22 protein-coding genes and 1 riboswitch are annotated in these 23,502 nt (G+C 39.4%); of the genes, 5 read left to right on the top strand and 17 right to left on the bottom strand.

The window, feature by feature from the left end; genetic code table 11:
* The first annotated feature begins 512 nt into the window (after positions 1-512).
* Both M3Z76_RS17190 and M3Z76_RS17195 read left to right on the top strand, forming a co-directional pair.
* The gene (locus M3Z76_RS17190; protein ID WP_293929347.1) at positions 513-1,154 is read left to right on the top strand and encodes a 5-bromo-4-chloroindolyl phosphate hydrolysis family protein; all 642 of its coding nucleotides are present in this window, start codon (positions 513-515) and stop codon (positions 1,152-1,154) included.
* A gap of 2 nt (positions 1,155-1,156) precedes the next feature.
* Positions 1,157-2,212, top strand: coding sequence for a toxic anion resistance protein (locus tag M3Z76_RS17195; RefSeq protein WP_293929345.1), 1,056 nt, complete (start codon positions 1,157-1,159; stop codon positions 2,210-2,212).
* A gap of 41 nt (positions 2,213-2,253) precedes the next feature.
* On the opposite strand, the gene M3Z76_RS17200 is transcribed toward M3Z76_RS17195, so the two are convergent.
* The 4 genes from M3Z76_RS17200 to M3Z76_RS17215 form a co-directional block, all read right to left on the bottom strand.
* Entirely contained in the window at positions 2,254-2,451 is a 198-nt protein-coding gene (locus M3Z76_RS17200; protein WP_293929343.1) for a DUF6501 family protein, read from the bottom strand.
* Positions 2,452-2,755: 304 nt separating this feature from the next.
* Positions 2,756-3,490, bottom strand: a complete 735-nt coding sequence (locus M3Z76_RS17205; RefSeq protein WP_293929341.1) for an amino acid ABC transporter ATP-binding protein — start codon at positions 3,488-3,490, stop codon at positions 2,756-2,758.
* Positions 3,487-4,224, bottom strand: coding sequence for an amino acid ABC transporter permease (locus M3Z76_RS17210; RefSeq protein ID WP_293929339.1), 738 nt, complete (start codon positions 4,222-4,224; stop codon positions 3,487-3,489). Before M3Z76_RS17210 ends, M3Z76_RS17205 begins: the two co-directional genes overlap by 4 nt.
* A 71-nt stretch (positions 4,225-4,295) precedes the next feature.
* A complete protein-coding gene (locus M3Z76_RS17215) occupies positions 4,296-5,144 on the bottom strand; it encodes a transporter substrate-binding domain-containing protein (RefSeq protein WP_293929337.1) in 849 nt (282 codons plus the stop codon).
* A 116-nt stretch (positions 5,145-5,260) separates the two neighbouring features.
* Positions 5,261-5,447: riboswitch (Lysine riboswitch) on the bottom strand.
* Positions 5,448-5,591: 144 nt separating this feature from the next.
* Between M3Z76_RS17215 and M3Z76_RS17220 the strand changes: the two genes are divergently transcribed.
* Positions 5,592-5,852 carry a hypothetical protein gene (locus tag M3Z76_RS17220; RefSeq protein ID WP_293929335.1) on the top strand — a complete coding sequence of 87 codons (261 nt, stop codon included), beginning with the start codon at positions 5,592-5,594 and terminating at the stop codon, positions 5,850-5,852.
* A gap of 129 nt (positions 5,853-5,981) precedes the next feature.
* Here M3Z76_RS17220 and odhB read toward each other — a convergent pair whose 3' ends face one another.
* The 5 genes from odhB to M3Z76_RS17245 form a co-directional block, all read right to left on the bottom strand.
* A complete protein-coding gene (gene odhB / locus M3Z76_RS17225) occupies positions 5,982-7,223 on the bottom strand; it encodes a 2-oxoglutarate dehydrogenase complex dihydrolipoyllysine-residue succinyltransferase (RefSeq protein ID WP_293929333.1) in 1,242 nt (413 codons plus the stop codon).
* 69 nt (positions 7,224-7,292) lie between these two features.
* Complete coding sequence (locus M3Z76_RS17230; RefSeq protein WP_293929331.1) at positions 7,293-10,118, bottom strand: 2-oxoglutarate dehydrogenase E1 component; 2,826 nt, start codon at positions 10,116-10,118, stop codon at positions 7,293-7,295.
* A gap of 245 nt (positions 10,119-10,363) precedes the next feature.
* Positions 10,364-11,737 carry a sensor histidine kinase gene (locus M3Z76_RS17235; RefSeq protein ID WP_293929329.1) on the bottom strand — a complete coding sequence of 458 codons (1,374 nt, stop codon included), beginning with the start codon at positions 11,735-11,737 and terminating at the stop codon, positions 10,364-10,366.
* 3 nt (positions 11,738-11,740) lie between these two features.
* On the bottom strand, positions 11,741-12,412 hold the full coding sequence (locus tag M3Z76_RS17240) for a response regulator transcription factor (protein ID WP_293929327.1): 672 nt from the start codon (positions 12,410-12,412) through the stop codon (positions 11,741-11,743).
* 82 nt (positions 12,413-12,494) lie between these two features.
* Entirely contained in the window at positions 12,495-14,531 is a 2,037-nt protein-coding gene (locus tag M3Z76_RS17245) for a diguanylate cyclase domain-containing protein (protein ID WP_293929326.1), read from the bottom strand.
* Positions 14,532-15,242: 711 nt separating this feature from the next.
* Between M3Z76_RS17245 and M3Z76_RS17250 the strand changes: the two genes are divergently transcribed.
* Positions 15,243-15,791 (top strand): GNAT family N-acetyltransferase, encoded by a 549-nt coding sequence (locus M3Z76_RS17250; RefSeq protein WP_293929324.1) that lies wholly within the window; start codon positions 15,243-15,245, stop codon positions 15,789-15,791.
* A gap of 51 nt (positions 15,792-15,842) precedes the next feature.
* Here M3Z76_RS17250 and M3Z76_RS17255 read toward each other — a convergent pair whose 3' ends face one another.
* The 4 genes from M3Z76_RS17255 to M3Z76_RS17270 form a co-directional block, all read right to left on the bottom strand.
* Positions 15,843-16,925 carry an undecaprenyldiphospho-muramoylpentapeptide beta-N-acetylglucosaminyltransferase gene (locus M3Z76_RS17255; RefSeq protein ID WP_293929322.1) on the bottom strand — a complete coding sequence of 361 codons (1,083 nt, stop codon included), beginning with the start codon at positions 16,923-16,925 and terminating at the stop codon, positions 15,843-15,845.
* Positions 16,926-17,225: 300 nt separating this feature from the next.
* A complete protein-coding gene (locus tag M3Z76_RS17260) occupies positions 17,226-17,951 on the bottom strand; it encodes a CAP domain-containing protein (RefSeq protein WP_293929320.1) in 726 nt (241 codons plus the stop codon).
* A gap of 275 nt (positions 17,952-18,226) precedes the next feature.
* Entirely contained in the window at positions 18,227-19,129 is a 903-nt protein-coding gene (locus M3Z76_RS17265; RefSeq protein WP_293929318.1) for a CobW family GTP-binding protein, read from the bottom strand.
* A gap of 50 nt (positions 19,130-19,179) precedes the next feature.
* Positions 19,180-20,691, bottom strand: a complete 1,512-nt coding sequence (locus M3Z76_RS17270; RefSeq protein ID WP_293929316.1) for a lmo1851 family serine protease — start codon at positions 20,689-20,691, stop codon at positions 19,180-19,182.
* A 173-nt stretch (positions 20,692-20,864) separates the two neighbouring features.
* Between M3Z76_RS17270 and M3Z76_RS17275 the strand changes: the two genes are divergently transcribed.
* The gene (locus M3Z76_RS17275) at positions 20,865-21,227 is read left to right on the top strand and encodes a hypothetical protein (protein WP_293929314.1); all 363 of its coding nucleotides are present in this window, start codon (positions 20,865-20,867) and stop codon (positions 21,225-21,227) included.
* A 3-nt stretch (positions 21,228-21,230) separates the two neighbouring features.
* On the opposite strand, the gene M3Z76_RS17280 is transcribed toward M3Z76_RS17275, so the two are convergent.
* From M3Z76_RS17280 to M3Z76_RS17295, 4 genes are all read right to left on the bottom strand, one after another.
* A complete protein-coding gene (locus M3Z76_RS17280) occupies positions 21,231-21,794 on the bottom strand; it encodes a DUF2238 domain-containing protein (protein WP_293929312.1) in 564 nt (187 codons plus the stop codon).
* A 6-nt stretch (positions 21,795-21,800) separates the two neighbouring features.
* Positions 21,801-22,250 carry a hypothetical protein gene (locus tag M3Z76_RS17285; RefSeq protein WP_293929310.1) on the bottom strand — a complete coding sequence of 150 codons (450 nt, stop codon included), beginning with the start codon at positions 22,248-22,250 and terminating at the stop codon, positions 21,801-21,803.
* Positions 22,251-22,394: 144 nt separating this feature from the next.
* Entirely contained in the window at positions 22,395-23,099 is a 705-nt protein-coding gene (deoD, locus tag M3Z76_RS17290; protein WP_293929308.1) for a purine-nucleoside phosphorylase, read from the bottom strand.
* Between the two features lie 91 nt (positions 23,100-23,190).
* Entirely contained in the window at positions 23,191-23,415 is a 225-nt protein-coding gene (locus M3Z76_RS17295; RefSeq protein WP_293929306.1) for a YozE family protein, read from the bottom strand.
* Positions 23,416-23,502 lie beyond the last annotated feature (87 nt).

Raw genomic sequence — 23,502 nt, forward strand, 5'->3', positions numbered from 1 at the left:
GTGGCAAGCTACTGAGGGTTTTACATGCCTTGTGCAACAAGAAAACTTATTTTAATGCAGATCAAATGATGAACGATGCCACTCAGCTTCAAACGGCTGCCTAAGCGTCGCTAGCAGAAGTCAAAACCAAGAGGATGACACGGAGAAGCCGGCATTATTTACACCATCCGACCGTGGGTAACCCCAATGAGTCCCGAAAGGAGCATCGCCAGCCTCTGCCTTATGAAGAGACCGAACGAAGGAATGTACGCGCAACCAGACGCCGAGAGACATGGGAGGGTTCGTCATCATAAGCAACGCAGAGATCCACAAGTGCATCGATAGATAGCACAGGATCAGGAAAGAGTTTACCAATTAATGGTCTTTCCTTCAGCGGAGCGCACAAACAGTTTGTAAGAAAAATCAATAAACACAAAATAATGATAGATGTACGTGTCGAAAAATATTTTTTCAGACACTCAAAAGTGGCACCAGCCATTGATACATCAACATTTATAGAGGGAGGTACGAAAATGCTTAGCACAATGAATTTTATCAATCGACATGGACTAAGCTTAATCATTAGCTTTGCTGTATTTATTATCACAGTGATTAATTTTGATTTAGGCATTTTTATCGTGCCGCTGTTAACCATCACAAGCTATTATGCAAGTAATAAAGGGATGTTAGCATGGCAAAAGGCGAAGCGCAGCAAAATGCTTGGCTTAACACGCTCAGAATATAGACATATTGAACACCATCTTAAACAGGCAAAAAGTGAATCCACACAGCTTATGCAGCAATATGTGCGCGTCCGCTCAGTACGTTCATTTAAATTAATTAATGAAATGAATAAGCTCGCAAAACGCATTATCAATATTGTGCAAACAAATCCGCAAAAATTTTATGCGGTGGAGGATTTCTTCTACTCTCATCTGCCATCTGCAGTACAATTAATAGATAAGTACACATTATTAACGAAAGAGCAAGTTGGCGGAACAGATATCCATTTAGCATTAGAGGAAACACGCAAAACGCTAAAGGAGCTTTATGTCACAATGGAAGATGACTTAAAGCTTGCATTAAGCTCAGATATTGAGCATTTAAAGCTTGAGCTTGATTTTGCAAAGCTTGAAAACAAAAAAAGGAAAGATCGTTTAATCGGTGGTGAATAATTATGCAACAAAATCCATTTGAAGCATTTAAAAATGCGGGAAGTCGCTTTGCTGAAATTGCTGAAGGGGAATTTCAGCTAGCGCAGGAAAGTTATTCTGTCAGCCCTCTTTACGCCGCACTGAGCCAGCATGATAAAGGCCGTGCACTTACTTTAGCTGGAGAATTAAAAATTCATGTATATGAAAACGTGCTTGCTTTTGGCTTACAGGCGCAGCAAGCACTTCGTGATTTTACAGCAAATATGGCAGTCCATATTCATCGCAAAGACCATAGTAAAGTCGGCGAGGTGCTCTCACAGCTCATTTCTTATTTAGAGCAAATTAACCCCGATGCCCTTGTGCAACAGGAAAAAGGCTTTTTAAGTAAGCTTTTTTCTAAGCAAAAGCAATCGACACAGGAGGTCATGACACATTATAAAAGGCTAAGCAAGCAAATTGACCGCCTTGCCATTCAGCTAGAGCATGCTCAAATGGGTTTATTGCGTGATTTTAAGCTATTAAATGATTTATATTCGTTAAATGAGCAATACTTTACAGAAATTAATGTTTATATTGCAGCAGCTGAGCTGAAGCTAGCAGATGCGAAAAAAAATCTGCCTACCGTTGAGCCGACAGACCCGATGGAGCTACAGCAATTAAACGACAAAAAAATGGCGATTGAATGGCTTGATCGCCGCTTATATGATATGCAAATATCGCGTGAAATTGCCATTCAAGCAGCGCCACAAATTCGCTTAATGCAGCAAACGAATCAGCTGTTAATCGATAAAATACAGGCATCTGTAATGACGACGATTCCGATGTGGCAAACGCAAATTTCTACGCTGTTAACGATGAATCAGCAGCGTCGTGTGGCGGAAGCACAGGATAAATTAATGCGTGCCTCTGATGAGCTTGCACGTAAAAATGGCAAAATGCTACAAATGAAATCAAAGCAGGCAGGCATTACACATGCAGATATCGACCAATTTAAGCAAACGCAATTAAGATTAGTACAAGATATTGAAGAAACGTTGCGCGTCCACGCAAAAACAAATGATGTTTTTGAATCTATCTAAAAAACGAGACCAAAGCCTTTAGGGACTTTGGTCTCGCTTTTTCATTCAAAGTAATCTTTATAGTAGCCACCAACATTGCCTGTGTTGTCTACTACAAAAAGAAATTCCTCTGTTTCATTTTTCACTTCGTACTCTTTGCCAACTGTTAGCACATTTGACACTAAATATTTTGCGGCATTCGTATGCACACATTTTACAGTGCGAATCGTCGGTGCTTCTTTCCATTTCAAATGTAACATGAACGCAATAACCTCACTTTATCTACATAACATTGATTTCTTTATTATTTTATATGATTTTTTGCATGAATGATAGCATTTCGCCTAAATAATTATCATCTTTGCCCTTTTTTATAGCACTTGTTTGAAGCGAACTTATGGGCATGTTAAAATCATAAATGAGGTGAATACTATGTCAAGCATACCAAGCTGGTTTTGGGCTTTAGCTATTGCATTTGCAATTATTTTCGTCATCGTTTCCGAATGGAATTCAAGACGCTAACTTTACATAGCGGAATAATCAATTGCGCTGAGGCGTAGTTGATTATTTCAATGTACGCTTTAAAAATTCCTTCGTGCGCTCATGCTTCGGATTGACTAACACTTGCTCTGGGCGACCTTCCTCGACAATAACACCTTTATCCATAAAGACGATACGGTCAGCCACTTCACGTGCAAACTCCATCTCATGTGTTACAATCAGCATCGTATTACCTTGATCTGCTAGTGTACGCATTACTTTTAATACTTCCCCTACCATCTCAGGATCAAGTGCTGATGTTGGCTCATCAAATAGCATAACATCTGGGTCCATCGCTAATGCTCGCGCAATGGCTACACGCTGCTTTTGTCCACCCGAGAGCTGACGCGCCTTCGCATTTTTATACTTTGCCATTCCAACGATTTCTAAATATTTCATCGCATTATCAATCGCCTCTGCCTTGCTGCGCTTTAGCACTTTTTGTTGACCAAGTGTGCAATTGTTCAGCACATTTAAATTATTAAATAAATTAAACTGTTGAAATACCATACCTAAATGTGTGCGGTATTCCTCGACATTATGCTGATTGTCTAAAATATTTTCACCATTATAAATGATGCTGCCACCAGAAGGCGTTTCAAGTAGATTGACACAGCGAAGCAATGTCGATTTCCCTGAGCCAGAGGAGCCAATTAAGCAAACGACCTCCCCTTTTGCTACCGAAAAATTCACATCGCGTAACACCTCATGAGAGCCAAATGATTTGCTTAAATTTTTAATTTCAATTACCGCTGTCATTGCACTTGCCCCTCCCTTTCTTTATCTACTTGGTAGGCATCTGGTCCATCGATTTTGCGCTCGATAAGACGCAGAATCCGCGTTGCCGTAAATGTCAAAATTAAATACATCACGCTGGCAATTAAAAAGGCTTCTGCATATTTAAAGCTCGCGCCTCCAATCGATTTCGTTTGGAAAAATAGCTCCGTCACACTAATAACACTTAGCACGGCAGAATCTTTAATATTCATGACAAGCTGATTGCCTGTTGCAGGTAAAATATTGCGTATCACCTGAGGTAAAATAACGAATACCATCGTTTTAACGTGATTCATGCCAATTGCTTGGGCTGCTTCATATTGCCCTTTATCAACAGATACAATACCACCACGAACGATTTCAGCCATATAAGCACCTGTATTTAATCCAACAACAACAAGTGCTGCAACAAAGCGATTCAGCTCGATGCCATATGCCGCTAATCCATAAAAGACAACCATCGCCTGTACAATCATTGGTGTACCACGGAAAACTTCCACATAACAAGTTAAAATAAAATTAATAATTTTTAATAAGATCGTTTTCAATGACCATGATTTTGATTTCATTGGAATCGTATGCATAATACCGATAAACAATCCGATAAACGCACCAATAATTGTACTAATAATGGCAATTGCGATTGTCATGTAAGCGCCGCGCAAAAACATCGGCCAGTTATTTTGTAGCATCACTAGCACCGTTTCAAACTGCATAAAATCCCTCCTTCTCTTTCAAGAAATTGTCTGAAAAGCGATATGCTTCTCAGACAATTAGCTTGCCATTGTTATTCAGCAGCTGGCTGATTAGCAATTGCCTCTTCCATTAACTTTTGACGGTCATCCTCAGAAATGCTTGCTAATACTTCATTCATTTTCTCTGTCAGCTCATAGCCTTTACGTACACCAATCGCTACATCTGTTGCACCTGGGTCTGTTTCAAAGCCATCTTCTAGCTCTGCATATGCAAAGTTTTCATTTGCCATTGCAGCGGAAATCGCTTCAGGGCGTTCTGCTACGTAGCCGTCAATTACACCTGATTGAACAGCAATACGCATTGCAGGGAAGTTATCCATTGCTACTTCCTTTTTCACACCAGGAATTTGGTCGATTACTAAATAGTTCGATGTATTTAGCTGTGATGTGATTTTTGCTCCTGAAAATTCAGCTAATGTTTTGGCATTTTCATATGGGCTGCCTTTTTTCACAACGATAACGAAATCAGATGTGTAGTAGTTTGATGTGAAGTCGATTGATTGCTTACGCTCTTCCGTTGGGCTCATCCCTGCGATAATCGCATCTACAACGCCTGATTGTAGCGCTGGTACTAAGCCATCCCATTCTGTTTTGACAATTTCAAGCTCCAAGCCAAGCTCATCTGCGATTTTTTTCGCGATTTGCACATCGTAGCCCCCCGCATATTCCGCAGAGCCACTAATTTTTACTGCCCCGTTCGCGTCTGTCTGCTGCGTCCAGTTGAACGGTGCATAGCCTGCCTCCATGCCTACTTTCAATACTTTTTTCCCTTCCTCGCCGCCTTCTGATGAAGCGTTTTTGTCGTCGCTACCCGTGCCACATGCCGCTACAATAAGTGCAGTTAGCATGGCCACAAGCATCATCATTAATTTTTTGTTCATCGTAAATTGCTCCTTTTCTTTAGTTTTTAGGCTTTATTTTATACAAAAAAGCGACCTAAAGAATTTTAGGTCGCTGCCATTTAATAAAATAAAAGCCCAAATCCTCTTAGTTCCATTGATGAGATAGCACAACTTGAGTAAGCTGGAAAGAAATACTCAAGACAGTCCTGCAGTTATTCACTACAGACCCAGCATATCGGATAAGAGCCTCCCGATACACTTCGGCGATATTTCCTTCTTTTCCATTTCACTGTTGCTCAAACTCCATGAAAAACTATTAAATACCGCGCCTCTACCCCACTTGAACGTGAGGCATTACTTATAAAGTTATTAGGTAAATGATATACTACGAAATTACTATTGTCAATATGATTTATGCTGGTTTAACTTGGAAGTAGCTTAATTTGATATAATCATCATTAAGGGCTTGATGGGAGGTTAAATAGTGTGAAGAAGAAAATTAAAATCAAAACCATTATCGGATGGATATTTTGGAGTTTAGTTATGGGGTTTTGTTACTATTTACTATGGATAAGAAGAGATTTAGATATGGATCAATCGCTTTGGTTTCAAATCATTAGCGTGATTTGTTGGTCATTAGTTGCTTCTATGGCTTTTCAGCAAAAAAGATATTTGTGGGCGTTTATTCCTGCTGGATTGGCAGGGCTTCATTTATCGAATATCCTTTTAGTATACGTTATTCGATGAGCGAATTCGGCGATTGGTTGAGCGAGTTTGCATGTTCGTTGAGCGAATTTTGGCATTGGTTGAGCGAATCGGGACTTTTTCCTCACAAAAAAGCAGCCAGACAAAGCGTCTGACTGCTTTCATTGTAAATTATGAGTTTAATAATAAATCTTCTGGGTTCTCGATTAATTCTTTTACTGTTTTTAAGAAGCCTACAGAGTCTTTACCATCGATAATACGGTGATCATATGATAATGCCACGTACATCATTGGACGGATTTCGATTTCGCCGTTTACTGCTACTGGGCGTTGAACGATTGAGTGCATACCTAAAATACCAGCTTGTGTACCATTCATGATTGGTGTTGACATTAATGAGCCGAATACACCACCGTTTGTGATTGTGAATGAGCCGCCTGCCATGTCGTTTAAGCCTAATTTTTTATCGCGTGCTTTTTTCGCTAAGTCTGCAATATCTTTTTCGATGTCGGCAAAGTTTTTAGCGTTTGCATCACGCACAACTGGTACAACTAAGCCTTCTTCAGTTGATACGGCAATACCGATATCGAAGAAGTTGTTTAAGTGAATTTCGTCACCATTGATTTGTGCATTTACGTAAGGGTATTTCTTAAGTGCTGCTACAACTGCTTTTGTGAAGAATGACATGAAGCCTAATTTAATGTCGTTTTCTTTCACGAATTGTTCTTGCTTGCGTTTACGTAATGCCATGATGTTTGTCATGTCGATTTCGTTAAATGTTGTTAACATCGCTGTTGATTGCTTCACTTCTAATAAGCGTTTCGCAATTGTTTGACGACGACGAGACATTTTTTCAATTGTTACGCGATCTGATTCTGCTGCTGGAGCAAAAACAACTGGACCGTTATTTGTTGCGATTGGCGCTGCTGCCGCTGGTGCTGTGCCATGTGCTGCTACGTCTTGTACGCGCACGCGACCTTGTGGGTCTACTGGTGATACAGCTGCTAAGTCGATACCTTTTTCACGTGCTAATTTACGTGCTGCTGGGCTTGCTACTACACGCTCGTTTGATGTTTCAACAATCGGTGCTGGCGCTGCTGCAGCTTTTGGTGCTTCCTGTGCAGGAGCAGCTGGCGCTGGTGCCGCTTCTTGTGCTGCTGGCGCTGGCGCTGCGCCTTCGCCTGCTTCTACAACGGCAATCACTTGTCCAACAAGCACTGTGTCGCCTTCTTCAGCTAAAATTTGTGTTAATACGCCTGCTTCTTCTGAAATGATTTCTGCGTTTACTTTATCTGTTTCTAATTCAACGATGAATTCGCCTTTTTCTACGCGATCTCCAACCTTTTTCACCCACTGGGCAATTGTACCTTCTGTAATCGATTCTGCTAATTCAGGGACTTTAATCTCAGCCACTTTCATTTCCTCCTTTAAATTGAGAAAGGCTAACGGAGAGCCTTTCTCGCCTTCTTCAACATTATACTATTATTTTACTTTTGCTGCTTCTGTTACGGCTTCCGCAATAATTGCTGCTTGTGCTTCTTTATGTGCATCCGCATCACCCTCAGATGTTGCGCTCATTGCAGGACGACCTACATAGCGTAGTTTTTTACCTTCTGAAAGCTCATATAAGCTTTCGATTGCATAATTCCAAGCGCCTTGATTTTTCGGTTCTTCTTGTACCCAAACAACTTCCTTCGCATTTGGATATTTTGCAAGTACCTCTGCAATTTGTGCACTTGGGAATGGATATAATTGCTCCACACGCACGATGTGTATGTGATCATAGCCTTCTCCATCTTTTACGCGGTCTGCTAAATCAATCATCACTTTACCTGTACCTAATACGATGCGCTCTACTGCCTTTGCCTTCGTACCTAAGCCTGGTTGCTCGATAATTTCTTGGAATGAGCCGTTAGCTAATTGCTCTGCATTTGCCGCTGCTAATGGATGACGCAATAAGTATTTCGGTGATGCCACAACAAGTGGACGCACACCTTCCGTACCTAATAAAGCAGCTTGGCGGCGCAATAAGTGGTAGTAGTTGCCTGCGTTTGAGCAGTTTGCTACAAACCAGTTATTTTCAGCAGCCATTTGTAGGTAACGCTCGATACGGCTTGATGAGTGTTCAGGACCTTGCCCCTCATAGCCGTGTGGTAGAAGCATAACTAAGCCAGACTTTTGCCCCCATTTTGCACGCGCACCTGAAATAAAGTTGTCGAACATTGCTTGTGCCATGTTTGCAAAGTCACCAAATTGCGCTTCCCAAATAGCTAATACATTTTCTTTTTCCAGCGTATAGCCATATTCAAAGCCAACTACGCCTGCTTCTGTTAGCGGTGAGTTGTATACAGAGAATGATGCTTTTGCATCTTGAATATGGTGCAATGGCGTAAATTCGCTACCGTTGTTTTTGTCATGTAGCACTAAGTGACGTTGTGAGAACGTACCACGCTGTGCATCTTGCCCTGTGAAACGAATTGGTGTGCCATCTTGCAGCAATGTTGCAAATGCTAACGTTTCTGCATGACCCCAATCAATTTTGCCAGTTTTAAATGCGTCACGACGCTTTTCTAAAATTTTGCCTAGCTTATTTTGTGGCTCAAAGCCTTCTGCAAATACTAATAAATCTTCGTTAATTCCTTGTAAACGCTCCACGCTTGTCGTTGTGTCTACTTGTGGGAAGTCCACTTTTAACGCTTCTGGCATTTCAAGATGCTTATGCTCATCCTTCTCTGCCATTTCTTTCACATGGTCGTATGCCGCTTGCATTTCTGCATATGCAGCGCTATCAAGAGCTTTCAGTTGTTCTTCTGTTACAAGCCCTTCTGCTACTAATTTCGCACCGTAAAGCACACGCACTGTGTCGTGCTTCGATACAAGCTTATACGTTTCAGGATTTGTTACTGTTGGATCATCTGTTTCATTATGACCGTGACGGCGGTAGCCGATTAAGTCAACGATGATGTCCTTACCGAATTTTTGACGGTATTCTGCTGCAAAGCGTCCTACTTGTGCAACCGCCTCAGGATGATCTGCGTTGACGTGAATAACTGGAATATCATAGCCTTTTGCAGGGTCTGATGAATAAACAGATGAACGAGAATCATATAGCTCTGTTGTAAAGCCAATCATATTGTTGGCAATAATATGGATTGTACCGCCTGTTGTGAAGCCCTCTGTTTTAGCAAAGTTCATCACCTCTGTTACGATACCTTGACCAGGGAATGCTGCGTCACCATGCACTAAAATGCCTAAACCAGAAGTAGCATCATGCTTCGCTGAGCCGATTGCAGATACATCATCCTGTGTTGCGCGCGTTGAGCCTAGCACAACTGGATTACCGATTTCTAAGTGAGACGGGTTATAGGCAAGCTTCACAGACATACCTGATTCACGCGTATAAGATGCACCCATATGGTACTTTACGTCACCAGACCAGCCTTTTGTAATTTGTAAGCGACCATGCTCAGGCATAAATAGTTCATTTGATACGTGAGCAAAATCAGAGAACATCATGTCATATGGCTTGTTTAAAATATGTGTTAACACATTTAAACGACCACGGTGCGCCATACCAATGCGTACATTTTTCACATTTTTCGCTTCTACTGCTTTTAAAATTTCATCAAATAACACGATTTGTGTATCTAAGCCTTCTCCAGAGAAACGCTTTTGTCCTACAAATGTTTTATGAATGAATTTTTCAAAGTTTTCCACATGTGTTAAGCGGTCTAATAGCGCTTTCTTTTCTTCAGTAGTTACTGCCTTTGATAGCGCACCTGATTCAATTTGTTCTTGGAACCATTCGCGCTCTTCCACTGTTCCTATATGATTGTATTCGAAGGCAATTTTATCTGTATAAACAGATTTTAAATAAGCAATCGCATCGCGACCATTTTGCACGCCTGCTGGTACATTTTTGAAGAATACAGTAGCTGGAATTTCAGCTAAATCTGCTTGGCTTAAGCCAAATGTGCCTTCATCAATTTTTGCTGTATCAAGTGCGCGGTTGTTTAATGGGTAGATGTCCGCAGCTAAATGACCGTATGTTCGGATGGATTCTGCTAATTTGATAGCAGCTAATAATTTACTAAAATCTGCTTGTGAAGAAACTGTTCCTCCAGTTACAGCAACTTCAACTCCACCTTCTACTACGACAGGTGCCCCGTATTGCTGGAACAATTCAACTAAAGCTGGTTCTACTTCTTCGGGAGATTGTAGAAATAAGTCGTATTGCTCCATGACATAACCTAAGTTAGGGCCTGCAAACGCTGACCAAGGGGAACCATGTAATACATTGTTCGACATGAAAATAACCTCCAAATTTTGCCTGCATGGCAGTTCCATTTTAAAATAAACATTTCTTGGCTCTCTACTACCTAAATGATAGCTGAACCTATTTATTTTTGTATACTTACATTCAATGCTTTTCAGCAGAGAACATTTTTCCACTTCAATCTTACTACTCTCAACAAAAAATACAACTATTTTTCAATAAATAAGCTAAATTTTTAGCGAACTTTAGAAAATCGAAACCATCTAACCGAAATTCCTCACTTTTTCAAAGGAATTTTTAACAAAAATGTTGTTCCTTGCTGAATTTCGCTTTGTACTTTGAGCTCTACATGATATTTTGCTGCAAGCATTTTCGTAATGCTTAAGCCGAGTCCTGTTCCCCCACCATTTTGTTGACGTGATGCATCGACTCGGTAAAAGCGATCAAATATAAATGGCAAATGCTCCTTTGCAATCCCTATACCATTATCCTGAATTTCGATATAAAAGCAACCATCAATTTGTGCTGTAGAAATACGTATTTTTGGTATAGATTCATTATAACGTATGCCATTTTCAATAATATTGCGCAATATTTGTGCAAGGGCTTCAGGTGAAATAGCTAATCGCTGCTGCGATAATTCCTCCACATGGAATTGCGCATTTGGATAGACCATCGCTAATTCATGGATTACTTGCGGCAGCACAGCGCTCACATCCGCCTCAGAAGCGTCGATAGCCTGCTCTCTTCTTGCTAGCTGTAAAAGCTCTTCAATCATTTTTTTCATTCTCTTTACTTCAATAAGCGAGCTATCAATAGATTCATTTAAAATTTGTGGGTCATCCTTGCCCCAGCGTGCAAGCAACGACAAATGACCTTCTACCGCTTGAATTGGTGTGCGCAATTCATGGGAGGCATCTGCCACAAATTGCTGCTGCTGCGTGAAGGAAATGTTCAGCTCCTCCAACATCGAATCATACATTTGCAGCAAATCACCGATTTCATCATCTGCCTGATATGTGAAAGCTTCACGCTCCTTTAAGCCTTTATCGCGCACAGATTGCATCGAATCACGCAATTGCTGAAGCGGACGAATTAAACGATTTGCTAAATAAAAGCTGATAAAGGCAACGAGCAGCAATGCGCCAACACCAACAATGGCCATTGTCGTCAGCACATATTGCATCATTTTATGAAACGTTGTAAGCGGATGTATTAACTGCATATAGCCTTGAAATGGTCCTATTTGTACAACACGCTCAATAATATAAGCGTCGTCCGTTTTGCGCATCACTGTATTCAGCAATTCTTCGTAGGTTGCAGTTGTTGGAACGACTGGTGATACATCATTAAACGACAGGATTTGAATACCATCAAAATTCATAATACGCACCGTTTGCTCCTGCTTGCCAATCGTGTTGCTCAACCTTTCCTCTAGCTGCTGAATCGTTGTCGTTGGGCTAAGCGTTTCAAAAAAGGAGCTCATATCGTCCGCTGATCGGAGTGCACTGCGCTCCTCATTGTTTAGTAGCCACGTATGTAAGGAAATATATAAAATAAGGCAAATAAGTACGTAGCTAATAAAGATTGTCGTAGCGGTTGACAGCATCCATTTCTCTTTTAGCGACATTCGATTAAATAATTGTTTCATTGTTTAGCCTCTCATCACATAGCCTACACCACGCACCGTTTCAATATAAGGCTGCTCTGTCGTTTTCAGCTTCGTGCGTAAATGGCGTATATAAACATCCACAACGTTTGTCTCCACTTCGCTATCAAAGCCCCATACAGCCTCTAAAATGCGCTCACGCGTGCAGACTTTATTTAAATTTTGCGCTAAAAATACTAGCAGGTCATACTCAGTTTTCGTCAAATCTAGCCTTTTTTGTTCAAATGTCACCTCATATGCTTCCATATCGATTTCCAAGTTGCGACAAATCAGAAGCTTGTCCGCCATTGTTTGATTGCCCGTACGGCGCATAATGGAGCGAATGCGTGCAAGCAGCTCCTCAATAGCAAATGGCTTTACGATATAATCATCCGCCCCGGCATCAAGCCCTGCCACACGATCCATCACGGCATCGCGAGCGGTCAATAAAATAATAGGCACTTGCGAATGCTGGCGAACTCTCCTACATACTTCAATGCCATTGAGCTGTGGCAGCATCACATCAAGCAAAATGCAATCATAGGGATTGGCTAGCGCCTCTGTCAAACCTTCCCGCCCATCAAATACGCATGTTACATCAAATTGCTCATGCTTTAGCTCCAGTTCAATAAAGCGTGAAATATTTTTTTCGTCTTCTACTAATAATATTTTTTTCATATTGTCTCACCTCTAAAAAATGCCCTAAAGGCTCCATAAAAAGCCTTTAGGACATTTTGATGGATAGCCGCTTTGACTATCCTTATTGTACGTCATCATATATTTTGAAGCCATTTTTTTCAACTGTTTTTGCTTTATATAATGCTTTATCCGCATTTTCTAGTAGCGATTCTAATGTCGTCGCATGGTCTGGATAATAACTAACACCAATTGAGACAGTTGGCTTGAAATGGTTGCCCTGAATATCTGCTCCTAGCTGTAAATTATGCTGAATACGTGCAATGATATCCTGTGTCATCCTTTTACGCTCAGCTTCTATAATCGATAGCTCCGCTAATATAACGACAAATTCATCGCCTCCTACACGTACCGCAAAATCGCTTGAGCGAATGCTTGCTGCAATGCGCTCACCTGTTAGCTTAATAAATTCATCTCCAACATCATGACCATATTGATCGTTAATGGATTTGAAATTATCGCCATCAATATAAAGAACGGCGATGGAACGCATATTATTTTGGGCGGCATTCAGCACGCGAGGAAACTCCTTTTCCAAATATCTTCTATTTGGCAGCTGTGTTAAATTATCATGATATGCCATGAAGCGCAAAGAATTTTCCATTTTTTTACGCTCTGTTATTTCGCGTGATACCATAATAATTTGAAAAGCATTTTCTTTATCATTCTCTTTAGCGGTCTGATATTTCCCCTCAGTCCAAACAATATCGCCATTTTTCGTCTGTAAGGCCAGCTCTATCGTCATGTCGTTGCACTGCATATTTTTCAACTGTGAACGCCAAATTACCTCGCTTTCCTCTGTTAAAAATGATGCATAATTTTGGCCAATCAATTCGTCCTCTGTATATTGGAATATGCGAATATAGGATGGAGAAACATATTGAATGGTTCCATCCATATCCATAATCACGATAAAATCATTCATGTTTTCAGTAATGATCCGGAATGTGCGTTCATTATTTTGTAATTCAATCATTAAACGCTTCTTTTCAGATACACTGTAATTTACTGAAAAGTAGCTATCGATTTCCCCAGCGGCATTCGTTAATGGAATAATGGTTGTATCTACCCAATACGTTTCCCCTTGCTTTGAGCGATTGCAAATTTCGCCTTGCCAAATTTCACCGCGTCGTAATTTTGCCCACATATTTTCTCCAAATTCAGGCGGATGGTAGCCCGAATCTAATATGTCGTGCGTTTGGCCAATTAGCTCTTCTCTCACATAGCCTGTGCGTGCAGCAAAGCGGTCATTTAAATCAATAATTTTTCGATCGACATCGATAATGGATAATTCAATCGCATTGTTAATTGCATTTTTAATAATCGCTAAGCCATGCGATGTTTCACGTAGCTCTTTTTGCTGCTCAATAAAATCCGTTACTTCCTGCAAAATTAAAAATATTGCAATAACATCACCATTTTCACTTGTGAAAGGCGCAAATGTGGCTGTGAAGCTTCTCGTTTGATTTGCTTTATCAATGAATTTCACAATTTTGGAAGTAAAATTATCACCGTTTTGCGCATCGTTTAAATAGCTTTCCCATTCTTTTACATACGGTTCTTGAATGAGGGGCAAGCTTAAAAAAGATTGGCCTTGCATCTTTGCTAAGCAAATGCCAAACTCATCGATGAAGCGTTCATTTGCCTCTAAAAATTTTAAATCGCTCGATATTAACACTGTTGATAAGAAGGTTTTAAAAAATATGGAGCGCATAAATAAATATTTATCCTGTAAATCTCGGTCAAAGGCTATTTCCTTTGCAATGCCTAAAATAAACACTTGGCCCTCAGAAAATATCGGAAAAACTGTCGTTTCATGTTTACGTACTTCATTGGTATAATAGTCATAATCTTGAAAGTTTTGTTGCTCTTTTGTAGTTACCGCTAAATTATAATATTTTAAAATTGTTTCTGCTAAGTTTTGGGGCATAATTTCGGAGACCATTTTCCCATTTGGCTCCATTTCAAAAAGATGGCGTGCTGCTGTATTAACATACAAATATTCAAAATCCTCGCCCTTTTTTTTCATAAAAAAGACCATATCTTTACTATCTTTAAATATTATATTAAATTGGTTTTCCGAAAGAAATGGCTGTATCATCCTTTATGACACCTACCCTACACTTAGTCTATATCGTTTATCTTTATAAAATCAATTACGCCTCGTCTTACTCCCGTCCAGATTTTTGCGACCATGTTTCTAGTAGAGGTTAACCTAAATCCATCATATCCTATGGAGGTGGGAGTTGTACTTGATGCTATCCTTTCGATACAAAAAGAATCTATACAGAAAAGAGCTGCTGAATCATGATACATTTATACAAGATAGAAGCTTTTCACTACAAAAACTGCAATTGTAAATGTATTATAGCAATATTTATCACTTGGATGTACATATTTTCATAAAATACGTTATGTACAAAAGATGATTTTCTTTGCAGAATAATACTTTTCAGATAATTAAGAATAAAAAGACTTTTTCGAGCTATTTTTTGTTTTTTCGAGTTAAACACTTGCATGAATGACCTGTCATATTATATGATATTTTACGAAAATATCTTTTCATTCAGCACTTGTTGAGCTGCTAGAAAATTTCTAGCAAATCACTTGTATTGCTATAACCGTTTACAGTTGATAACGGTTATTTTTTTCCCCTAATTATTAGTATTAGCAGGAATCGAATTTCATATGCAAAGTAGCGAATAACTAAAGGTTGTAACATAGTAAGATGTCTAGGTTATATAGGAGTTAAGTTCGAAATGCATGCCTTGTGATTTTTTTACCTATACTCTTTTTAAAGGAGGCGTTTCGCATGCTGAAACACCGTGATGTACATGAAGCAACTGAACTTTACCAACTATTGAGCCATCCATCTGTTTTTCCTTACGTTCGCCAAAAAGCAACATCCGCTGAAGAATATTTATTTATGACAAAGCAACTAATCGAAGAAGAAGACGCTGGCATGACCATTTCGCGTACAATTGTAGATGAATGGGGACAGCCAATCGGAACAATTAGCCTCTATGATATTCAAGACGGTGCAGGCTTTCTTGGTACTTGGATTGGTCAGCCGTTTCAAGGAAAGGGCTATAATCAAAAAGCAAAGTTATTGTTTTTACAGGAGCTTTTTTTCAAATATGATTTCCATACTGTGTTTTTACGCATCCGCCAAGAAAATAGCCGTTCCAAAGCCGCTGCGTTGAAGCTACCCTATGTAGCTTGCGCAAAGGATACACATCCCGCTCTTTTAGAGCAAATTAATCGCGGAGAGGCTCAGTTTGATTTATTCAGCATCTCTAAAGACTTATTCTACCTAACAACAGCCCATGTACAAATGGATGCTGAGGAACAAGCAATGTAACGATAAAGCTGACACACCGCGAATGTGTCAGCTTTTTATTTTTATTAACTATCAATTGTTTCCGTATTGTGTAATGAGCACGACCATTTCATCAGGCGTTTTCGGGCGCTCCGCATCAGCCATGGCATCAATCATTTCATTTTCATGTGCTACGAGGTAACGCAATGCCTCGCTGAACGATTGCTTTGTTAAAGCCTCCTCCTCCAGCACATGGGCAAACTTCTGCTTTTTAAATAAATTAGCATTTAAAATTTGGTCACCACGGCTTTTGCTAGCTGATAATGGAATGAGCAGCATCGGCTTGCGTAGCGCAAGAAATTCAAAAATAGAGTTAGAGCCAGCACGTGACACAATATAATCTGCGGCATGCAGTAAATCAGGCAGCTCTGTTGTCACATATTCAAATTGCTTGTAGCCTTGTAGGGCAGTTAATGATGTATCTACATTGCCTTTTCCGCATAAATGAATAATATTGTAGTCCACTAGCAAATCGGTTAAATTCATGCGTAATGCCTCATTTAATACAACTGAGCCTAAGCTCCCCCCCATCACAAGCAATACTTTTTTGGACGTTTGCTCGAAGTGGCATAACGCTAAGCCTTTTTCTCGTGACCCTTCAAATAATTGCTGGCGAATAATGGAGCCTGTGCATGTCGCCTTGTCATTTGGTAAATGCTGCATTGTCTCTTTAAATACAGTGAAAATATGTGAGGCAAATGGCAATGCTAGCTTGTTTGCTAAGCCTGGTGTTACGTCCGATTCGTGCACAACGACAGGTACATTCGCTAATTTCGCTGCCATAACAACAGGAACCGATACAAAGCCTCCTTTTGAAAAAATAACTGCGGGCTTTACTTTGCGAATAATGGCAAAAGCTTGACTAATACCATATAAAACGCGAAATGGATCTGTAAAGTTTTTGACAGAAAAATAGCGACGCAATTTCCCACTTGAAATGCTATGATACGTTATTTCAGGGAAATTATTGCCGATTAATTCCTTTTCTATGCCATCATAAGAACCAATATAATGAACTTCATATCCTTCTTTTATTAACGAAGGAATAATGGCCTCATTCAGCGACACATGCCCTGCGGTTCCTCCACCTGTTAAAATAATTGTTTGTTGTTTCACATCAATTCCCCTATCTTTCAAGCATATATTTAAACATTTTTCATTTATTTTTTATAATAAAACAATTTACAACAACTTATTGTACTATATGCAACTTAAAAGATATAGATGATATAGAGAATTTTGCAATTATCGTCAAGTGCTACATATAGTGAAAAGGTGTTAAGAAAGGTTTGGCCTTTCTTAACACCCTATGCTTTAGATTATTTTGATGAAAATGCAACAATTCACTCATTAAAAATGAAAGAATGTCGAAAAGCTACGCATTTGCTCGCTTTTCTGACATCCTTCCTTGATGCATTATTTTTGAATAAATTGTTGTGTCCAGTAGTTACCGTTTGCTACATAACCAACACCAATATGCGTAAATTGTGCATTTAAAATATTGGCACGGTGACCTGGTGAATCCATCCAAGCCTTCACGACTTCTTGCGGTGTGCGTTGCCCTTGTGCAATGTTTTCTCCTGCACTTTTATACGTAATACCAAGTGCTTTCATGCGGTCAAATGGTGAACCGAATGTTGGGCTCGTATGTGAAAAATATTTTTTGCTTTGCATGTCCTGCGATTTTTCACGCGCTGCTGCCATCAGCTGATCATCCATTTTAAATGGTGCTAAGCCTGCTTTTGTACGTTCAGCGTTCGTTAACTTGACAACCTCTTGTTCAAAGGCGCTAACGCTTGAATTTACTGGAGCAGATGGTTTTTCATTTTCTGTGTTTGATGGCTTTTCTGTAGCCGGTGGTGTTGTTGGAACAGATGGTTTTTCCACTACTGGTGGTGTTGTCGGAACAGATGGCTTTTCTACTACAGGCGGTGTTGGCACCTTGTTTGACCATTTGTTTCCTTGTTGTTTTGGCATAATGATTTGCCATTTATGATTTGACCATTTATATACGACTTGACAATTTGTTGCTTCCTTCGATTGTACTTGTTTCCCTTCAGAAACATTTGCTGATGCAGACGCCATTTGAATTGGTGCTGCTAATAAAAAAGTTGCAAAAACGGCTGTTAATGTTTTTTTCATTTTGCAATTCCTCCTTCACGCAACTAAGCATACAAGCAAGAATCGCCGCATTTTTCGCCAAGCTTTACCAATCTATCCATCTACATTAAAATTTACTGAAAAATCTATGTTCATTATCGCTTTAATGAGGAAGCATTTGCCACTCTATGAAACACTTACCCTTGAAAGGTGGTTGACAGTTTACAAATTAGAGAGTTATTTAGATGACATCAAGAAATAGCAGGCTATTAAAAATAACCAGATTACAAAAATCGTAATGAAGAATTTTTTCAATACTACTCCTCTCCAATCACTTGAATGTTCGCAATATTTTCACCGATAATCACAAGCTTCGACTCCATTTTAATATACTCGGGCAGCCATTGCACCATGCCATATGCATATTGAAACAGCATCGGGTTGCGTACGCCTATAATCGGGACATAGCCCTTCATTCGATAAACAGTTTCAGGCAATGAGCGCACCCATGCCTCGAATTCCTCCTCGCTAAAGCTTTGTGTAAACTGGATTAAACGCGAGCCGAGATTGAAGCTCTCACCGATTTTTGCTGATACAATACTTTCCTTAGTAGGCTGCACCATCGACTGCATTTGCTGTAAAAACTTAATGGGCACGCGACCATTCGTTGTTTGGAGCAGCACCGCACGTGGATTAAAGCTTTGCAATTCATAGACAACCTGCGCCTGCTCTTCCTCTGTTAATAAATCAACTTTATTGGCAAGCAGTACGTGTGCATGGCGAATTTGTTCCATAAAAAGAGAGCGAGCCTGTGGAGATAATGTAGCGCGATTGAGCCAAAGCTTGCTATCTGCCACTGTCACAATACCTTTAATATTTAGCTGCTCTGCAAAAATAGGTGAAAATACTGCATCAAGCGCCTCTACTGGATGTGCTGCGCCTGTCGTTTCAATTAATAGCACATCAAACTGTTGGTCGAATAATAATGATTGAATTTGTGCCTCGGTCTTTTCCGCACCTGTACAGCAAATGCAGCCTTCTAGCATTTCTTTTAATGGAACATCCTCCTCTACTGCTTGCGAATCAAATGCTAGCTTGCCTAGCTCATTCATAATAACCGCAGGCTTCAGCCCTTGCTCCTTAAATTGGCGAATAACATCTGTTAATAGTGATGTTTTGCCACTTCCTAAAAATCCACTTAATAAATAAACATCCTTCATTTTTTCACACCTCTAGAAAAAGGGCTGACCATATATGGCCGCCCTTTATTTTATTCTTTATCTGTTGCTTCTTCCGTTGTTGACTCTTTGCCAGTTAATAAGCTTTTCGCTTTTAATAGCTGCGGATCATCTGCGCGCAATTTTTCACGTAAAGCATCCATTAAGGCATACGTTGTTTTGCCTGTTAAAATACCCGTTTCCTCTAGCTCACTTGCTTTTTGGAACTCCTTGACAGCAGCCTCTGTCTCTTCATCAAACAGATTATCTACTGTGCCTACTTGATAGCCTAGCACTTCAAGCATTTGCTCAGCTGCATTGACAAGCTTTGAGTTTACTTCTAATTTTAGCTCTTCCTTTGGATCAATGTATGGCAATGAAGCATATGGTGCCGTATCTACATCAACATCTGGCTCAATACCTTTCTCATTAATCCAAGTGCCATTCGGCGTTAGCCATTTACTCGTCGTAAATTTCAAGTTCGCACCATCTGGTAAATCAGCCACTGTTTGTACAGTTCCTTTACCGAATGATGTTTTACCGACAACTTTCGCACCAGCTGACTCCTGTAATGCGCCTGCTAAAATTTCAGAGGCAGATGCACTACCTTCATCAATTAGTACAGTAACAGGAACATCGAATTTCTTGCCACCTTCTGCCACCATTGCCTCAGGGTCTCCTGTGCGACCTTGAATTAATAAAATTGGCTTGCCCTCTGGTACAAAGAAGTTTGAAATATCTAGCGCTGCTGTTAAATAGCCGCCTGGGTTTTGGCGCACATCTAGCACGACACCTTTCATCCCTTGTTGCTCAAATCCAGCTAAGCTACGTGCCACTTCTTCAGCTGTTTGCTCACTAAATGATGAAATTTGAATATGAGCAATTTTATCATCGCCCATTTCGCCATGCACTGTTTCGATTGGAATATCATCACGGACTAGCTTCATTTCGATTGGCTCTTCATCTCCACGCTGAATCATTAGCGTCACAGATGTACCTTTTTCACCCCGAATTAGTAAAACTGCCTCTGAGGCGCTCAAGCCTTTTACGCTTTCACCATTAACGGATAAAATTAAATCCTTTGGTAAAATTCCCGCTTTTTCAGCAGGCGAGTTTTTAATTGGTGATACGACCATAATGTAGCCATCTCGCTCTTGAATTTCCGCACCAATTCCTTGGAAGCTTGAAGATAAGCTTTCATTAAAGTGTGCAGCTTCTTCGCTGTTCATATAGTCTGAATACGGATCGCCAAGCGCATCAAACATTCCGTTAATTGCACCATGAATGACTTCCTCATCATCTATTTCAACATAATAATTTTCTTTTAATTCATCAAATGCATCATAAAGCTGTTTAAATTCTGTACGTTCAATAGGTACTTTAACTTCCACTATCTTTTCTTCCCCAAATGTTAAAGCAAAAATCGTTAACCCTGCTGTTACTAAAATTGTCAGGAACATCAGCATAATAAATTTAAACGGCTTAATTCGTATATATTTACCAGCAGGCTTCTCAGGCTGCGGCTGTATGTTTACCTGTTCCTCAGTTCGTTGTTGTTCATCCATTACTTTCACCACTCTCATTTTCCACTATGTACGGCACACTATACCTATCTTAACAGTTTATACAGTCTTCGAAAAGCTTAGACGTTTATTTTTTTATTTAGTTTCACAAAATGTGGAATTTTTTGTACAATGATTCAATAAAGAAGGAAAACACATGCTACGGAGGCTCAATAATGTTTAAAAATTTTCGTGAAGAAATGAAAAAGGAAATAGCAATCGCTAAAGAAGATTTAGCGAAGGATACTTTTAAAGTCTGGCAAGTTGACTATAATGGACATGTCATTCGTGTTGTCAACACGATAGCAGAGGAAACGCTTGCGATTAATAATGAAATTGTTGACCGCAAAGGGCGTGACAGCATATTCAAGCAATGGATGCCTTTCGTTACACTGCGTGGTAAAATTACTGAATCGGATGGTACTGTGTCAAAAGTAGCTGTAAAGCTCGGTGGATTGGTTACATTGAATTGCTGCATAAAAGTAAATGGTACAGTGCTGTTAAAAGAGAAACATAAAATTCCACTAGGCTTAAAATAATATTTACACTCGCTTGTTTTGTAACATACGGTCATGAAAGTGGCTTAGCAATAAAGTAGCTAAAATCGCTCCTAAAAAGGCAAATGTCATGTCCCACTGAGCATCCCATTTATCGCCCTGCATGCCGAGGAAATCCTTGGATGTTTTACTATGTGGCGCAATTTTTGTGCTCAGCCATTCAAGTATTTCATAAAGAGCGGCGATCGCTAACACTATACTAACTGAAATCGTTGATAGCCAAGCTCCTCGCGTTAGTGGTGTAAAATGCAATAATATTTCACGCAGGACAATGGCAATAAGCCCTTTAAAAAAATGACCAAATCGGTCATAGTTATTACGCTTTAAATGAAATTCCTCCTGTAACCAATTGAACAAAGGAACCTCCTCATACGTATAATGACCACCAATAAATGTAAGAATCGATAAAAAGGCAATGATACAGTAGGAGAATGTCGTAAAGCGAAATTTAGAGTAAGTGATTAGTAAAATAATGATTATCACTACAGCAGGGCCTACTTCAACAAGCCAACTTGTATAAGAAGTCACTATTAAAAAAAGTTTTTTCAAATCGGTTTATTCTCCTGGATACTTCTTAGTATAATATTCAATCCCTTGTGAATCTTTAATTGTTCGAGGTCCTACTTTTTCAAATGCTAACGTAAGTTCATCGTTAAGCTTTATATAATATTTTAAACCGTCTATTTTTATTTCAGCATTTTCATATATCTTTTCGAACCTTTTATGAGGTTCAGCTGATTCTTTTTCTAACACCATATCTAAATCCGTTGTATCTATCGGTAGTTCCTTCAGCCATATCCCACTAATCATTACACCTGCATCTGTCCAAGTAATCAATTGATTCAATTTATTTACGTAACCACTATGATAAAAATCCGATGCATCTGCTACCATTTCGCTATCCATATTAGTTTGCTCTTTAGTTGCTTTTTCTTCATCAGAACAAGCAATTAAAAAAGCACTTAATAACACTGTTGGCAAAATGCTAAAAAAATTTTTCATCATCTATTCCTCCCCCTCCTATTCTATACGCTTCAAAATACAGAGGGTTTCAAAAAATTCAATTATTTGCTAAATTTTCTTAGTGCAAAACAAAAAGCAACCGACGTATTTTAGCGTCAGTTGCTCTATTTTCTGTTACATATCTAATTACTCTTGAATCGCTGCTTCAAGCGCCACAACGATCATATCATTGAAAGTCAATTGGCGTTCTTCTGCTGATGTTACTTCACCTGTTAAAATATGGTCAGAAACCGTTAAAATTGCTAATGCTTGGCGACCGTATTTTGCAGCTAATGTGTAAAGTGCAGCTGCTTCCATTTCAACAGCTAATACGCCGTAGCGTGCTAATTTTTCGTTTTGGTTTTCTTCTGAGTAGAACATGTCAGCAGTCATAACATTTCCTACTTTTAAGCTTAAGCCAGCTTCTTTTCCTGCATTGTATGCATTTAATAATAAATCGAAGTTTGCGATTGGTGCATAGTCAATACCGTTGAAAATGATTTCGTTCATTTTCGAATCTGTTGTTGCAGCTTGTGCTAAAATAACATCACGCACTTTTACGTCTTGTTGGATAGCGCCACAAGTACCTACACGAATTAATTTTTGCACACCGTACTCTGCCATTAACTCATTCACATAAATTGAAATCGATGGCACACCCATGCCTGTCCCTTGAACAGATATGCGCTTACCTTTATAAGTACCTGTAAAGCCGAACATGTTACGCACTTCGTTATAGCATGTTACATCCTCTAAAAATGTCTCAGCGATGTACTTTGCACGCAAAGGATCTCCTGGAAGTAATACGATGTCTGCGATTTCACCTTGTTTTGCATTAATATGAATACTCATTACTATATCCCCCATTTCATCATTTCTCACTTCACATCATACTTGTTTTACGCTTTTTTCGCAAGGTTAGACGTCTTGCTTTTAATAATATTTATTCACTATATTTTTCTTCATATAAAGACCATAGTTCATCAAATATTGAGGCTGATAAAAGATCATCGCCTTGCATTTCAATATATTGTGATAATTCCTCAAAAGATGTCGACATTTTAGGAAAGCTGGAGTCATGAAAGCTAGCTTCTGCAAACTGCGCCTTTGCGTCATTCGCAGCTCCCCCACGGTATGTTAAAATGTAAGAATAAAATGATTTTTTCAAAAATTTCTCTCCTTTTTATTAAAATCTACTTCACAAAGCGTTTACATATAGGTAAACTGAAGTAAGAATGAATAATTTATCCTATAA

The sequence above is a fragment of the Metasolibacillus sp. genome (genome assembly GCF_025291715.1).
Taxonomy (GTDB): domain Bacteria; phylum Bacillota; class Bacilli; order Bacillales_A; family Planococcaceae; genus Metasolibacillus; species Metasolibacillus louembei.

Bases quoted from the DNA above. Each gene is read 5' to 3' on its own strand.
- M3Z76_RS17265 (WP_293929318.1), bottom strand. From the start codon at position 19,129: ATGAAGGATGTTTATTTATTAAGTGGATTTTTAGGAAGTGGCAAAACA.
- M3Z76_RS17275 (WP_293929314.1), top strand. From the start codon at position 20,865: ATGTTTAAAAATTTTCGTGAAGAAATGAAAAAGGAAATAGCAATCGCT.
- M3Z76_RS17270 (WP_293929316.1), bottom strand. From the start codon at position 20,691: ATGGATGAACAACAACGAACTGAGGAACAGGTAAACATACAGCCGCAG.
- M3Z76_RS17230 (WP_293929331.1), bottom strand. From the start codon at position 10,118: ATGTCGAACAATGTATTACATGGTTCCCCTTGGTCAGCGTTTGCAGGC.
- M3Z76_RS17250 (WP_293929324.1), top strand. From the start codon at position 15,243: ATGCTGAAACACCGTGATGTACATGAAGCAACTGAACTTTACCAACTA.
- M3Z76_RS17190 (WP_293929347.1), top strand. From the start codon at position 513: ATGCTTAGCACAATGAATTTTATCAATCGACATGGACTAAGCTTAATC.
- M3Z76_RS17200 (WP_293929343.1), bottom strand. From the start codon at position 2,451: ATGTTACATTTGAAATGGAAAGAAGCACCGACGATTCGCACTGTAAAA.
- M3Z76_RS17205 (WP_293929341.1), bottom strand. From the start codon at position 3,490: ATGACAGCGGTAATTGAAATTAAAAATTTAAGCAAATCATTTGGCTCT.
- M3Z76_RS17210 (WP_293929339.1), bottom strand. From the start codon at position 4,224: ATGCAGTTTGAAACGGTGCTAGTGATGCTACAAAATAACTGGCCGATG.
- M3Z76_RS17215 (WP_293929337.1), bottom strand. From the start codon at position 5,144: ATGAACAAAAAATTAATGATGATGCTTGTGGCCATGCTAACTGCACTT.
- M3Z76_RS17285 (WP_293929310.1), bottom strand. From the start codon at position 22,250: ATGATGAAAAATTTTTTTAGCATTTTGCCAACAGTGTTATTAAGTGCT.
- M3Z76_RS17235 (WP_293929329.1), bottom strand. From the start codon at position 11,737: ATGAAACAATTATTTAATCGAATGTCGCTAAAAGAGAAATGGATGCTG.
- deoD (WP_293929308.1), bottom strand. From the start codon at position 23,099: ATGAGTATTCATATTAATGCAAAACAAGGTGAAATCGCAGACATCGTA.
- M3Z76_RS17240 (WP_293929327.1), bottom strand. From the start codon at position 12,412: ATGAAAAAAATATTATTAGTAGAAGACGAAAAAAATATTTCACGCTTT.
- M3Z76_RS17260 (WP_293929320.1), bottom strand. From the start codon at position 17,951: ATGAAAAAAACATTAACAGCCGTTTTTGCAACTTTTTTATTAGCAGCA.
- M3Z76_RS17245 (WP_293929326.1), bottom strand. From the start codon at position 14,531: ATGATACAGCCATTTCTTTCGGAAAACCAATTTAATATAATATTTAAA.
- M3Z76_RS17195 (WP_293929345.1), top strand. From the start codon at position 1,157: ATGCAACAAAATCCATTTGAAGCATTTAAAAATGCGGGAAGTCGCTTT.